This window comes from Pseudomonas ogarae, assembly GCF_014268695.2.
Lineage (GTDB): Bacteria > Pseudomonadota > Gammaproteobacteria > Pseudomonadales > Pseudomonadaceae > Aquipseudomonas > Aquipseudomonas kilonensis.
Map to the genome: position 1 here is coordinate 4937169 of NZ_CP077086.1, position 12576 is coordinate 4949744.

A 12576-nucleotide genomic window follows, 5' to 3' on the forward strand; every position below is an offset into this window, starting at 1 on the left:
GGGGCGTGTCCTCAGAACGCTGTGACGCCGCCGTCCACCGCCAGGGAATGGCCCGTGGTGAAGGCCGCGCCATCGCTGCACAAATACAGCACAGCGCTGGCGATTTCCTCGACTTTGCCGATACGCCCCACCGGGTGCATGGCATTGGCGAACTCGCCTTTTTTCGGGTCCGCCTCATAGGCACGACGGAACATGTCAGTGTCGATCACCGCTGGACAGACCGCGTTCACGCGGATTTTCTTCTTGGCGTATTCGATGGCGGCCGATTTGGTCAGGCCGATCACAGCATGCTTGGACGCCGCATAGATGCTCATCTTCGGCGCGGCGCCCAGGCCAGCCACCGAGGCCGTGTTGACGATCGCGCCGCCGCCCTGGGCCAGTAGCAATGGCAACTGGTACTTCATGCACAACCAGACGCCCTTCACATTGACCCCCATGATCGCGTCGAACTCATCGAGGGTACCGTCGGCCAACTTGCCCTTCTCGATCTCGATCCCGGCGTTGTTGAAGGCGTAGTCAAGACGTCCGTAGGTCTTGATCACTTCGTCCATCAGGTGCTGCACATCGCTTTCCAACGTCACGTTGCAGCGCACGAACACCGCTTCGCCGCCCGAATCACGAATCGACTGCACCGTGCCCTCGCCGCCCGCCACGTCCAGGTCGGCCACCACCACTTTCAGGCCCTCTGCCGCGAACGCCTGGGCAGTGGCCCGGCCGATGCCTGCGGCGGCACCGGTTACCACGGCGACCTGTCCGGAAAACGTCATGCTCATTGTCAGTTCCTCGAAGAATGCGGGAGATGCCGCCAGTCTAGTCACAGGTTCCGAGGACGCGGCAGCACTATCCAATTGCCGTTTGTGCATTCATGGGCGCCAGTGATAAAGCCACTGGGCGAACTATCACTGTGTTGGATCGAACTGCATTCGCTATGTCAGCAAACCTTGCGGCAAGCGCTTCGAAGGTCTATCAACAAGACTTCATTCATCTTGAGTGCCCGTCATGACTGCCCAGACCAATCGCCAGTTCCTGCTCGCCAAACGCCCGGTAGGCGCGGCGACCCGCGAGACTTTCACCTATCAGCAAGTACCGGTGGGCGAGCCAGCAGCCGGCCAGATCCTGGTGAAGAACGAATACCTGTCCCTGGACCCGGCCATGCGCGGCTGGATGAACGAGGGCAAGTCCTATATCCCACCCGTCGGCATCGGCGAAGTGATGCGGGCATTGGGTGTCGGCCAAGTGATTGCCTCGAACAACCCGGGGTTCGCGGTCGGGGACTACGTCAACGGTGCATTGGGCGTGCAGGATTATTTCCTCGGCGAGCCAAGAGGTTTCTACAAGGTCGACCCGAAACTGGCGCCGTTGCCCCGTTACTTGTCCGCACTGGGCATGACGGGCATGACGGCCTATTTCGCCCTGCTGGACGTCGGCGCACCCAAGGCTGGCGAGACGGTGGTGCTCTCAGGTGCCGCCGGTGCAGTGGGCAGCATCGCCGGGCAGATCGCCAAGATCAAAGGCTGTCGCGTGGTGGGCATTGCCGGCGGGGCCGACAAATGCAAGTTCCTGATCGATGAACTGGGCTTCGACGGCGCCATCGACTACAAGAACGAAGACGTCCACGCCGGCCTCAAGCGCGAATGCCCCAAGGGCGTCGATGTGTATTTCGACAACGTCGGGGGCGACATCCTCGATGCCGTGCTCAGCCGCTTGAACCTCAAGGCCCGCGTGGTGATTTGCGGCGCCATCAGCCAGTACAACAATAAAGAAGCGGTAAAGGGTCCCGCCAACTACCTATCGCTGCTGGTCAATCGGGCGCGCATGGAAGGCTTCGTGGTCATGGACTACGCCGCGCAGTTCGCCGCCGCTGGGCAGGAAATGGCCGGCTGGATGGCCAAGGGGCAGCTCAAGAGCAAGGAAGACATTGTCGAAGGGCTGGAGACATTCCCCGAGACGCTGACCAAATTGTTCAGTGGGGAGAACTTCGGGAAACTCGTACTCAAGGTCTGATACAAAACAACTGTGGGAGCAAGCTTGCTCGCGATGGGGCCGTGTCAGTCAACATTGATATTGACTGACACACCGCTATCGCGAGCAAGCTCGCTCCCACATTAGGGATCTTCGGTGTCAGGTCAGGCCAGTTCGGCCACGACCGCCGCCAGCGCCTTGGCCGGATCGGCCGCCTGGCTGATCGGGCGACCGATCACCAGGTAATCGGAACCGGCGTCCAGCGCCTGGCGCGGGGTCAGGATGCGACGCTGGTCGTCCTGGGCGCTGCCCGCCGGACGAATCCCCGGGGTCACCAATTGCAGCGACGGGTGAGCCGCCTTCAGGGCGCTGGCCTCTAGGGCCGAACAGACCAGACCGTCCAGGCCGGCCTTCTGCGCCAGCGCCGCCAACCGCAGCACCTGCTCCTGGGGCTCGACGTCCAGGCCGATCCCGGCCAGGTCCTCGCGTTCCATGCTGGTCAGCACGGTCACGCCGATCAGCAACGGTTTCGGGCCGCTGCGCTGATCCAGCACTTCACGGCAGGCCGCCATCATGCGCAGGCCACCGGAGCAATGCACGTTGACCATCCACACGCCCATCTCCGCGGCAGCCTTGACGGCCATGGCGGTGGTGTTGGGGATATCGTGGAACTTCAGGTCCAGGAACACTTCGAAACCCTTGTCACGCAGGGTCCCGACAATTTCCGAAGCGCAACTGGTGAACAGTTCCTTGCCGACTTTGACCCGGCAAAGCTTGGGGTCCAACTGGTCGGCCAGCTTCAGGGCGGCGTCACGGGTGGGGAAATCCAGGGCGACGATAATGGGCGTCTGGCAGGCGGACATGAGCGGGCTCTCAGGCAAGTCGAAATCGGCGCGCATTGTAGCGGAACGAGCGCCCGTGCGGGACCCGATGATCGGTAAATCTCATCGTCCCCCTGCAGCATGGACGATACCGGACTTTGTGTCGAAGCGGATACACTCATGACATGCGTACAACACGTCGACACGCTACCGTCCGCCGCCGCAACCCGTCCTTTCAGCGCTTCACGCTTCGCGGCACGAAGCCTATGCTGAGGGCTCAACCTCGCCGCCTTCTTTGCGGTTGGCAGCCTACCTGGCAGATGATGCATCCATGCAGAACACCCCTGTTGCAAATTCTGACGATCAAAAAGTGCCCGACGATGACAAGCGCTGGAGCACCCGCGCGCTGATCGTCGATGACGACGTGCCGATCCGCGAGCTGCTGATCGATTACCTGGCCCGCTTCAGCATACGCGCCAGCGGCGTGACCGACGGCGCTGCCATGCGCCTGGCGATGCAGGCCGAGCACTTCGACGTGGTCGTGCTCGACCTGATGCTGCCGGGTGAAGATGGCTTGCAACTGTGCCGCTGGCTGCGCGCCGAATCGGACATCCCGATCCTGATGCTCACCGCCCGCTGCGAACCCACCGACCGCATCATCGGCCTGGAGCTGGGCGCCGATGACTACATGGCCAAGCCGTTCGAACCCAGGGAATTGGTGGCGCGCATCCAGACCATCCTGCGCAGGGTGCGCGACGACCGCACCGAGCATCGGGCCAATATCCGTTTCGACAACTGGCGGCTCAACAGCGTGCTGCGCCAACTGATCTCGGCCGACGGGCTGGTGGTGCCGCTGTCCAATGCCGAGTTCCGCCTGCTGTGGGTCTTCATCGAACGGCCGCGCCGGGTGCTCAGCCGTGAACAACTGCTGGACGCGGCTCGCGGGCGCTCCATCGAGGCGTTCGACCGCAGCATCGATCTGCTTGTATCGCGCCTGCGCCAGAAGCTGGGCGACGACCCCAAGGCCCCGCAACTGATCAAGACCGTGCGCGGTGAGGGCTACTTGTTCGACGCGCGGGACATCGGTTGATGCAACTGCGCCTCGACTCCCTGTTCGGCCGCCTGTTCGGTGTGCTGCTGCTGGCGATTGTCCTGGCGCATCTGTTGGCGTTTGCCTGGTTTTCTCAATACGACAGACCACCTTCCGGGCCTCCGCCGGAATTTTCCCGGCAAGCCGAAGGCCCCCCGCGCTTCGGCCCGCCCCCTAACCGCCCTCCACGGCCCTGGTTCGGTGGCCCAGTGGTGCCACTGACCTTTCAGTTCGTGTTCCTGATTATTGCAGCCTGGTACGGCGCCAAGCTCCTGACCCGACCCATCCAGCGCTTGAGCGATGCGGCCGAGCGCCTGAGCGAAAACCTCGACAGCCCGCCGCTGGATGAAAACGGCCCCCGTGAAGCGCGGCAGGCGGCCCATACGTTCAACCTGATGCAGAAGCGGATCCGCGAGCAGGTACAGCAGCGTTCGCGCATGCTCGGCGCGGTGTCCCATGACCTGCGCACGCCGCTTTCGCGGCTCAAGTTGCGCCTGGAGCAGATTGATGACATCAAGCTGCAAGGCCAGATGCGCCAGGACCTGGACGACATGATCGACATGCTCGATGCCACCCTCACCTACTTGCACGAACAGCGCACCAGTGAAGCGCTGCAATGGATGGACGTGCAGGCCTTGGTGGAATCGTTGAGCGAAAACGCCCAGGACCAGGGCGCCGATGTGCAGGTCAGCGGTACCTGCGCGCCGCTGCAGGTGCAACCGATGGCGCTGCGTTCGTGCCTCAACAACCTCATCGACAATGCCCTGCGCTACGCCGGCCATGCCTTGATTAGCCTGGAGGACCAACATAAGCAGGTGCTGATTCGAGTCATCGACCACGGTCCCGGTATTGCAGCGGACAAACGCGAGGCGGTGTTCGAGCCGTTCTTTCGCCTTGAAGGCTCGCGCAACCGCAACTCCGGCGGCGTCGGCCTGGGCATGACCATCGCCCGGGAAGCCAGCGAACGCCTGGGCGGGCAATTAACCCTGGAAGAGACACCGGGGGGTGGGTTGACGGCGGTGATCAGCCTGCCTCGTCTCTAAGCCCTCTTATCTCCCCTGTGGGAGCGAACGCTGTGTATTTCTCTCGGTACAAACTCCACACACCCACGACAACTGCCCCGCCGAGGCTGCATAAGCCGGTGCACCCACCGGCTATCCCAGCCCAAGGAGAGCGCCCATGATTGGTAGCGTCAGCAGTTACTCGACCTATACCAGCACCAGCAGTACCGCAACCAGCAGCGCCCGCAGCCAGCAGTTTCAAAAGGACCTGCTGAGCAAGCTCGACAGCGACGGCGACGGTTCGGTCAATCAGGAAGAGTTGAGCAGCGCCCTGTCGCAAAAAAGCGACGATGGCATCCTGGTCAGCCTGAGCGACAACTTTAGCGACCTGGACAGTGACGACAGTGGTGACCTGAGCAGCGAGGAAATGGCCGCGATGGCACCGCCGCCCCCGCCGCCACAGGACCAGGCGCCGAATACCGAACTGGCCGATGCGCTGCTCAGCGCCCTGGACGCCGACGGTGACGGCGTGGTCAGCAGCGATGAGTTGAGCAACGGCCTGGCCAGCACCGGCAGCGATGCCGACAGCCAGCAAGTGTTCTCGGCGCTGGACAAGAATGAAGACGGCACCGTCAGCCTTGACGAACTCGCCGCCAGCCTCGCACCACCGCCACCGCCGCAACAGGCCTCCAGTGAAGAGCTGTTCAGCCAGCTCGATGCCGATGGCGACGCCACCGTCACCGCCAGCGAACTGAGCAGCGCCTTGCAGGCCAGCAACGGTACGTCCACGAGCACCGACACCAGCGCGATGCTGATGGAAGCACTCGACAGCGACAGCAGTGGCGGGGTCGACAGCGACGAGTTCAACAGCGCCTTGCAGGCCGGTCGCCGCAGCGACAGCTCCACCGAGCAGGCCAATGTCAGCGAGGCGTTGAACAGAATGATCGCCAACCTCAGCCGACAATACTCGCTGGATAACGTCGCCACCGTGGGGAAACACCTGAACGTGGCGACCTGATTCATCCGTACACCTGGCCCTTCGGGAGCCAGGTTCGCGGTTGATTGATCGACGATAACCCTGTGGCGAGGGAGCTTGCTCCCGCTGGGCTGCGCAGCAGCCCTTAAAGCCAGACAACGCGGTGTGTCAGGTAGATCGAAGTGATTGGTTTGGGGTCGCTGCGCAACCCAGCGGGAGCAAGCTCCCTCGCCACAAGGCCTTGGGCTTGCCGGGGTTACCGCGCCTGGCTTTTGCTCCAGTCCGTCAACAGGCTGTACGCCACCGCCAGCAAGGTCGGGCCGATGAACAGGCCGATGAAACCGAAGGCGATCAACCCGCCGAACACCCCCAGCAGCACGATGACCAAGGGTAGGTTTCCGCCACGGCTGATCAGGTAGGGCTTGAGCACGTTGTCCACGCCGCTGATGATGAACGTGCCCCAGATGCCAAGAAACACCGCCATCCCGTACTCACCCTTCCACACCAGCCACGCCGTGGCGGGGATCCACACCAACGGTGGCCCCATGGGAATCAGGCTGAGCAGGAATGTGACGATGCCCAGCACCAGCGCTCCCGGCACCCCGGCGATCAGGAAACCGATCAGCGCCAGCACGGCCTGGGCCGCCGCGGTGCCAATCACGCCGTTGACCACTCGTTGCACGGTACCGGCCACCAGTTCGATGTAGTAACCGGCACGGTCGCCGATCAGACGCTCCAGCAACCCGTGGACGAACACCGCCAGGCGCGGGCCGTCGCGATAGAAAAAGAACACGAACACGATGCTCAGGGTCAGCTCGAGTATGCCACCACCAATCTGCGCACTGCGCGCCAACAGCCAGTTGCCGACTTGCCCCAGGTACGGCCTGATGGACACCATCATTGCCGCACCCTGCTGGTCGATGCTGTTCCAGATGCCGACCAGCCGTCCGCCCACCAGCGGCACGCCGGCCAGCCAGTCGGGGGCTTGCGGCAAGCCGTCGACCTGCACATCCTTGATGAACGCCGTGGCATCGCGTACATGGTCGGCCAGGTTGAACCCCAGCCACACCAGCGGCACCGCCACCAGCAGCATCCAGCCCATCGTCAGCAATGCCGCCGCCAGGGATTCGCGGCCATTGACCCAGCGGGTCAGCAGGCGCATCAGCGGCCAACTGGCGAAAGCCAGCACTGCCCCCCAGAACAGCGCCGACCAGAACGGCGCCATGACCCAGAGGCTTGCGCCGAACAACACCAGGAGCAGGATCTGCACCAACAGCCGATCGTTATTGAGCATGTAGGGTCTCGAAAAAATGAACAGTACCGGGGCAACGGTGTGAACCCGCTGCCCCGAGACAGCTTAGCGCAGCAGCTCCAGGTGCAATCCCGGCGCCTCGCCGCTGGCGGCCTCCATGCGCGCCGCCCGGACGCCCTGGCCCGCCAGCGCCTCAAGCCAGTCCTCGGCCCGGGGCCCGGCGATACTGACCCGCAGGCCCGTGTCCAGGTTCAGCGCCCGGGACAATAGACGCAACCAGCTGTCGTCTGGCTCGCCGGCAAGACGCGGAAAATCCAGGACCCCGGTGTCCTTGAGCTGGCGCAACAGCGTGGCCGATGTCGGCAGCAAGTCCCCCAGCGGTGCGTTCGCCTCGAACTGCTCGACATGCAGGTAGGCCTTGCGATTGCCGCGGGTGATGGCATACAGCGCAATCAGTGTGTTGTCCGCCGGTGGCGCCAGGCGCAGCAACAGGAAGGCCTGGCCGTTGTCGGCGCCATAGAGCTTGGCATTGCCGAAGACCTCGTTGGCCCACAGGCTGCTTTCGCCGCAATCGCGGGCCTGGCACCAGAACAACAGCTCGGCACCTTGTTTCTGCAGCGCTTCGCGCGCCGCGGTGAAGGCCTGGGTGGCGGAATGTTCCGGCGGCAGTTCGTAGGTGACCGACGTGACATTCCCACGGGCATCGACCTGGCCGTCGAAGCGCAGTTGGCCGCTGATCTTGCGGATCGAGCCCATGGGGTAGACGCGTTCCAGGTCGCTGGTTTGCCGGTAATCGACAATCTGCGCGTCGGGCATGCGCGGCACACGCTCCAGATCGCGACTGCCCGGTACATCGACGGCGAACGACACCGGGCTGAAGCAGGCCAGCACCAGCAGGACGAGTGAGTGAACGGATAATTTCATCGGATCGGCTTGGCCTTGGAGGCTTGGACGCAACGGGCACCGTCGATGCACCGCGAGGCTGGCAAACGGAGGTCTGTCATGGTTGTCTCCCTTTCAACCCGCCCAGCCTCGACAGTTGCCCGACACAAGTCAAGGAGCGGTGAAGAACCGATTGAAACAGTCTGCTACAAGCGCGGCGCCGACCTCGTCGTTCAGGTGTAGATGATGACCGCCGGGCAACTGCTCATGACTGAAGGGTAGACGCTCCAGCAATTCCGGGTGCTGGGCCAGCATGCCGTCGGCTGCCACCACCAGATGCGTCGGACAAGCGACCCGCGCCACGAACGCCATGGCCTGTTCATCGGTCAGGCGCAAAGGCGATGGCAGGGTCAGGCGGTTGTCGGTGCGCCAGGTATAGCCCCCGGGCACCGGCATCAGGCCGCGCTGGGCCAGCAATTCGGCGGCCTCGCGGCTGACCGCCACCAGCCCTTTCATCCGCGCTTCGATGGCCCGCTCGAGGGTTTTGTAGACCGGCTTGCGTTTTTGCTGCAGATCCAACTGGGCTTGCAGGGCCATGCCCATGCGTTCGGCCGCGTTATCGCCTTTGGCTGTAGGAGGAATCACCCCGTCGATCAAACCCAGGTGCGTCACCCGCTCCGGCAGAGAGCCGGCCAGCACCAGCGACACAATGGCGCCCATGGAATGCCCCAACAGGGCGAAACGCTTCAAGCCCAGTTGTTCGGCGACTTGCAGCACATCGTGGGCGTAGTCCCAGAGGGCATACCCGGCACCGGGCGGCCGATGCCCGGAGTGACCGTGGCCGGCCATGTCCAGGGCAATCACCCGCAGGCCCTCGAGCCTGGGCGCCAGGCGGGCGAAGCTGTTGGCGTTGTCCAGCCAACCGTGCAGGGCAATCACCGGCCGTCCGTCTTCCGGGCCGAACAGGTGGGCCGCCAGTTCGATGTGAGGCAGGCTCAGGCGGACCTCCTCGACCACACTCATGCGCTGCGCCCTTCCCAACGCTGGAACAGGTTCTTGAGCAGATTGGCGGTGTCTTGTGGACGTTCGAGGGGGAACATGTGGCCGCCGGGCATGCTCAGGGATTCGCCATGGAGCATGCGCCCCACCGAACGGGTGTGATGCCGCATCACCACGCGACTCTGCCGGCCGCGCACCACGGCCAGCGGCACCTTGAGCTTACGGGGCCGCCCTGGGCTGGTGTGCGGCACGCCACGGTAGATGCTGATTTCAGTGGCCGGATCGAAGCGCAGCCGCAGTCGGTCGCCGACTTGTTGCAGGCCATGTTGCAGGTAGGCGTCGAAGCATTCCGGGTCAAAACCGCGGAACAGGGTCTTGCCAGCAAAATACTGCCGGGCCGATTCCAGGTCAGCGAACTCTTCACGCCGCCCCAGGGTCCGGCCCGCCGGCGTCAGGCGGTCGATGAAGCCCAGGCGTTTGGCGGCCAGGATCACCCACTGGTCGGTACGGGTCAGCACCGGCGAATCGAGCATGACCACGCCACGATACAGCTCGGGGCAGCGCAACGCCGCGTGCAGGTGCAACACGCCGCCCAGGGAGTGACCGACGCCCCACACTGGCGCCGGTTGCTGTTCCAGGTGATGGATCAGTTCGTCCACCAGGTTGTGCCAGTTATCGTCCACCGGGAAACGTGGGTCATGGCCGTGCAACTCCAGGTGCGCGACCTGGTACTGCGGCGCCAGCGCGGCGAACAACTTGCCGTAGGTGGCCGAGGGAAAACCGTTGGCGTGGGCGAAGAAAATCTGTTGCGACATGACAGCCGATCCATTGGGGGAACTGGGGCAGATTGTCCGCAGAACCCGACGGCACGGCAATGACCGTAACTGACAGGAATGATGACAGTCGGGCTTGGGCTATGGGGTTGTATGAGCGATGAAAACCTGTGGCGAGGGAGCTTGCTCCCGCTGGGCTGCGAAGCGGCCCCCTAAACCCATCGACGCGGTTAGCCTGGCACACCGCGTCGCCTGGTTTTGGGCCTGCTTCGCAGGCCAGCGGGAGCAAGCTCCCTCGCCACAAGAGCTGTCCATCAGTCACAAACATGTATTCATGTCTCAACGCGCCGGCGGTTGCTCGCCCAGCGGCACCACGGCCATGGTCAGGCGCGACACGCAGTTGACCTTGCCCTCATCATTGACCAGGCGGATGTCCCAGACCTGGGTGGTACGGCCCAGGTGAACCATCCGCGCGGTGGCGGTTACCCGTCCGCTGCGCACGCCGCGCAGGTGGTTGGCGTTGATCTCCAGACCCACGCAATAGAACTTGCTGGCATCGACACAGAGATAGGCGGCCATGGACCCGACCGTTTCGGCCAGCACCACCGAAGCACCGCCATGCAGCAGGCCGAACGGCTGGTGGGTGCGATGATCGACCACCATGCTGGCGGTCAGGGATTCGTCGTCGAAAGACTCGAAACGAATGTCCAGCACTTCGCTGATGGTGTTTCTACCGGCGGCGTTCAGTTGCTCGATGTTGGGGGTGGTGCGCCACAGACTCATCGTTGCCCTTCCTGTGTGATTATTGTTTTGTCCAGTCCTGCAACCGACCGGTTCAGGGATGCCTGATCCCTTTGAGCTTCAGCGCCCCGGCCAGCGGCATGTCGCCTTCCAGCTCAGCCAGGCCGGCGGTTTGCACTTGCTCGGGGTGTTGCAGATGACCGTGCTGCAGAAAGCCCAGCAGGCTGCCCACCAACGGGTTATGGCTGACCAGCAGCACGTTGTCCTGATCCTCGAGGCGTTCCAGGACTTTTTGCGGCCGGGTTTCTGGCGTGAGCCAGTCGACCGTTCTCAACTCCGGCTCGAAACCCAGTGCTTCGCGCACCAGTTGCGCGGTCTGCTGGGCCCGCAGGTAGGGGCTGACGTAAATGGCGGTCAGGGGCTGGCCGATCAATTGCGCGGCACTGCGCAACACTTCCTCGCGACCGTGTGCCGTCAGGGCCCGCTCCGGATCGGGACGGGCACCGTACGGCTCGGCCTCACCATGACGCAACACCCACAATTTCATAGCTTCGGCTCCTCGTCCCGGACAGGATGCGCGGCCGGCGCCACGGCGTGAGGCGCTTCACCTTCCGGCGTGCGCGGGGTCGGCCAATCGGCGAACGGCCAGGGTTTCTGGTCGCTGTGGAAGGTGCCGAAACGGCCGATCTGGGCCAGGAACTGGCTCAGGCTGTCGCCGAAATTCATCAGGCTGGCACTGGGTGCGCCGTAGATCAGCCGATAGATCAATTGCACCAGCACCACGGCGCCGAGGATGAATTGCGCCACCTGCCAGACCAGCAGATAAATCACCATCCACAGCACACGCAGCAGGATGGATTCGTATTGGGGTTGCCCTTGCGGATCGTTCATGGCTCGCTCCTGCTTGCGGTCAATAGCGGTTCAGTTGAAACCGCTGGTGGAAATGAAATCGACGTCGGTCTTCGGTTCGCCACGCATCAACAACTCGATCACCTGCTCAAGCGTGCGCCCTTCGAACAGGATCGCATGCAGCCCGGCGACCAGCGGCATGTACACCCCGGCCTCCTGGGACTTGGCCTTGAGCACCTTGAGGGTATTGACCCCTTCGGCCACTTCACCCAGGCGCGACACGGCCTCGTCAAGGCTCAAGCCTTGGCCGAGGGAAAAACCGACCTGATAGTTGCGGCTCTTGGGCGAGGAACAGGTGACGATCAGGTCGCCCACACCCGCCAACCCCAGGAAGGTCATCGGATTGGCGCCCTGGCTGACGGCAAAGCGGGTCATTTCCGCCAGTGCGCGAGTGATCAACATACTCTTGGTGTTCTCGCCCATGCCCAGCGCCACCGCCATGCCGGCGATGATGGCATAGACGTTCTTCAGCGCCCCGCCCAGCTCCACACCGAAGCGGTCGGCACTGGCGTAGACCCGAAAGGTGCGGCCATGCAGCGCCGCCTGGACCCGTTGGCACAGTTCCTCATCTTCACTGGCGACCACGGTGGCGGTCAGCGCGTGCTCGGCGATTTCCCGCGCCAGGTTCGGCCCCGAAATCACCCCGATCCGAGCCTTGGGCGCGATTTCTTCGAGAATCTCGCTCATCAGCTTGAAGGTCTGGGCTTCGATGCCCTTGGTCAGGCTCACCAACAGCTTGCCGCTCAAGCGCTCGGCGTAGGGTGCCAGCACCGAACGCAAGGCGCTGGACGGCAAGGCGACGAAGAACAGGTCGCTGCCCTCCAGGGTTGCCTGCAAGTCAGTCACCGGTTCCACTTCCGGGCGGATCTTGATGCCCTTGAGGTAACGCGGGTTCTCGCGGTTGACCCGGATGGCCTCGGCCTGCTCCGGGTCACGCATCCACTGGCGCACCGGGTGACCATTCTCAGCCAGCAGGTTAGCCACGGCGGTACCGAAACTCCCGCCCCCCAGGACCGCAATCGGGCGCTGTTCAGTCATATGCAATCCGTTCTTCCATACCAAGTGGCAATGCGGGGCATTATACGGAGCGGCCAGAGCGCGACCAGCCCCGGCAACAATTACCACCAGTTGTAGGAAGCTGACCATCAATTCCTAGGAAAATGCTGTCAA

14 protein-coding genes are annotated in these 12576 nt (G+C 63.4%); 4 read left to right on the top strand and 10 right to left on the bottom strand.

The window, feature by feature from the left end:
- Positions 1-11 precede the first annotated feature (11 nt).
- Positions 12-773 carry an SDR family oxidoreductase gene (locus tag HU749_RS21645; protein ID WP_046063641.1) on the bottom strand — a complete coding sequence of 254 codons (762 nt, stop codon included), beginning with the start codon at positions 771-773 and terminating at the stop codon, positions 12-14.
- A gap of 226 nt (positions 774-999) precedes the next feature.
- Between HU749_RS21645 and HU749_RS21650 the strand changes: the two genes are divergently transcribed.
- Positions 1000-2004 carry an NADP-dependent oxidoreductase gene (locus HU749_RS21650; protein WP_053189650.1) on the top strand — a complete coding sequence of 335 codons (1005 nt, stop codon included), beginning with the start codon at positions 1000-1002 and terminating at the stop codon, positions 2002-2004.
- A 122-nt stretch (positions 2005-2126) separates the two neighbouring features.
- Here HU749_RS21650 and pyrF read toward each other — a convergent pair whose 3' ends face one another.
- The gene (pyrF, locus tag HU749_RS21655) at positions 2127-2825 is read right to left on the bottom strand and encodes an orotidine-5'-phosphate decarboxylase (protein ID WP_161798359.1); all 699 of its coding nucleotides are present in this window, start codon (positions 2823-2825) and stop codon (positions 2127-2129) included.
- A 289-nt stretch (positions 2826-3114) separates the two neighbouring features.
- Here pyrF and HU749_RS21660 point away from each other — a divergent pair, with 289 nt between their 5' ends.
- The 3 genes from HU749_RS21660 to xopAW all read left to right on the top strand — a co-directional run bounded on the left by HU749_RS21660 (position 3115) and on the right by xopAW (position 5892).
- Complete coding sequence (locus HU749_RS21660) at positions 3115-3873, top strand: response regulator (protein ID WP_014339556.1); 759 nt, start codon at positions 3115-3117, stop codon at positions 3871-3873.
- Positions 3873-4916, top strand: coding sequence for a HAMP domain-containing sensor histidine kinase (locus HU749_RS21665; protein ID WP_046063638.1), 1044 nt, complete (start codon positions 3873-3875; stop codon positions 4914-4916). The genes HU749_RS21660 and HU749_RS21665 overlap by 1 nt, the downstream gene beginning before the upstream one ends.
- Positions 4917-5052: 136 nt before the next feature.
- Entirely contained in the window at positions 5053-5892 is an 840-nt protein-coding gene (gene xopAW / locus HU749_RS21670; RefSeq protein ID WP_046063637.1) for an EF-hand domain-containing protein, read from the top strand.
- Between the two features lie 214 nt (positions 5893-6106).
- On the opposite strand, the gene HU749_RS21675 is transcribed toward xopAW, so the two are convergent.
- From HU749_RS21675 to HU749_RS21710, 8 genes are all read right to left on the bottom strand, one after another.
- The gene (locus HU749_RS21675) at positions 6107-7144 is read right to left on the bottom strand and encodes an AI-2E family transporter (protein ID WP_014339559.1); all 1038 of its coding nucleotides are present in this window, start codon (positions 7142-7144) and stop codon (positions 6107-6109) included.
- A gap of 63 nt (positions 7145-7207) precedes the next feature.
- The gene (locus tag HU749_RS21680; protein WP_046063635.1) at positions 7208-8026 is read right to left on the bottom strand and encodes a DUF4892 domain-containing protein; all 819 of its coding nucleotides are present in this window, start codon (positions 8024-8026) and stop codon (positions 7208-7210) included.
- 129 nt (positions 8027-8155) lie between these two features.
- Positions 8156-9007: an alpha/beta hydrolase gene (locus HU749_RS21685; RefSeq protein WP_095963524.1), complete on the bottom strand. Its 852-nt coding sequence runs from the start codon at positions 9005-9007 to the stop codon at positions 8156-8158.
- Complete coding sequence (locus HU749_RS21690; protein ID WP_079304269.1) at positions 9004-9798, bottom strand: alpha/beta fold hydrolase; 795 nt, start codon at positions 9796-9798, stop codon at positions 9004-9006. Before HU749_RS21690 ends, HU749_RS21685 begins: the two co-directional genes overlap by 4 nt.
- 297 nt (positions 9799-10095) lie before the next feature.
- Positions 10096-10539 carry a hotdog fold thioesterase gene (locus HU749_RS21695; RefSeq protein ID WP_014339563.1) on the bottom strand — a complete coding sequence of 148 codons (444 nt, stop codon included), beginning with the start codon at positions 10537-10539 and terminating at the stop codon, positions 10096-10098.
- 52 nt (positions 10540-10591) lie between these two features.
- Positions 10592-11044: a phosphohistidine phosphatase SixA gene (gene sixA, locus HU749_RS21700; RefSeq protein ID WP_018610129.1), complete on the bottom strand. Its 453-nt coding sequence runs from the start codon at positions 11042-11044 to the stop codon at positions 10592-10594.
- Positions 11041-11388, bottom strand: a complete 348-nt coding sequence (locus HU749_RS21705; RefSeq protein WP_018610128.1) for a DUF4389 domain-containing protein — start codon at positions 11386-11388, stop codon at positions 11041-11043. The genes sixA and HU749_RS21705 overlap by 4 nt, the downstream gene beginning before the upstream one ends.
- 30 nt (positions 11389-11418) lie before the next feature.
- On the bottom strand, positions 11419-12444 hold the full coding sequence (locus tag HU749_RS21710; protein WP_041476079.1) for an NAD(P)H-dependent glycerol-3-phosphate dehydrogenase: 1026 nt from the start codon (positions 12442-12444) through the stop codon (positions 11419-11421).
- Between the last annotated feature and the right edge of the window lie 132 nt (positions 12445-12576).

Excerpts from the sequence above, each read along its gene's own strand:
- xopAW (WP_046063637.1), top strand. The coding sequence starts at position 5,053 with ATGATTGGTAGCGTCAGCAGTTACTCGACCTATACCAGCACCAGCAGT.
- HU749_RS21665 (WP_046063638.1), top strand. The coding sequence starts at position 3,873 with ATGCAACTGCGCCTCGACTCCCTGTTCGGCCGCCTGTTCGGTGTGCTG.
- HU749_RS21650 (WP_053189650.1), top strand. The coding sequence starts at position 1,000 with ATGACTGCCCAGACCAATCGCCAGTTCCTGCTCGCCAAACGCCCGGTA.
- HU749_RS21710 (WP_041476079.1), bottom strand. The coding sequence starts at position 12,444 with ATGACTGAACAGCGCCCGATTGCGGTCCTGGGGGGCGGGAGTTTCGGT.
- HU749_RS21705 (WP_018610128.1), bottom strand. The coding sequence starts at position 11,388 with ATGAACGATCCGCAAGGGCAACCCCAATACGAATCCATCCTGCTGCGT.
- HU749_RS21660 (WP_014339556.1), top strand. The coding sequence starts at position 3,115 with ATGCAGAACACCCCTGTTGCAAATTCTGACGATCAAAAAGTGCCCGAC.
- HU749_RS21690 (WP_079304269.1), bottom strand. The coding sequence starts at position 9,798 with ATGTCGCAACAGATTTTCTTCGCCCACGCCAACGGTTTTCCCTCGGCC.
- HU749_RS21685 (WP_095963524.1), bottom strand. The coding sequence starts at position 9,007 with ATGAGTGTGGTCGAGGAGGTCCGCCTGAGCCTGCCTCACATCGAACTG.
- pyrF (WP_161798359.1), bottom strand. The coding sequence starts at position 2,825 with ATGTCCGCCTGCCAGACGCCCATTATCGTCGCCCTGGATTTCCCCACC.
- HU749_RS21645 (WP_046063641.1), bottom strand. The coding sequence starts at position 773 with ATGAGCATGACGTTTTCCGGACAGGTCGCCGTGGTAACCGGTGCCGCC.
- HU749_RS21680 (WP_046063635.1), bottom strand. The coding sequence starts at position 8,026 with ATGAAATTATCCGTTCACTCACTCGTCCTGCTGGTGCTGGCCTGCTTC.
- HU749_RS21675 (WP_014339559.1), bottom strand. The coding sequence starts at position 7,144 with ATGCTCAATAACGATCGGCTGTTGGTGCAGATCCTGCTCCTGGTGTTG.
- HU749_RS21695 (WP_014339563.1), bottom strand. The coding sequence starts at position 10,539 with ATGAGTCTGTGGCGCACCACCCCCAACATCGAGCAACTGAACGCCGCC.
- sixA (WP_018610129.1), bottom strand. The coding sequence starts at position 11,044 with ATGAAATTGTGGGTGTTGCGTCATGGTGAGGCCGAGCCGTACGGTGCC.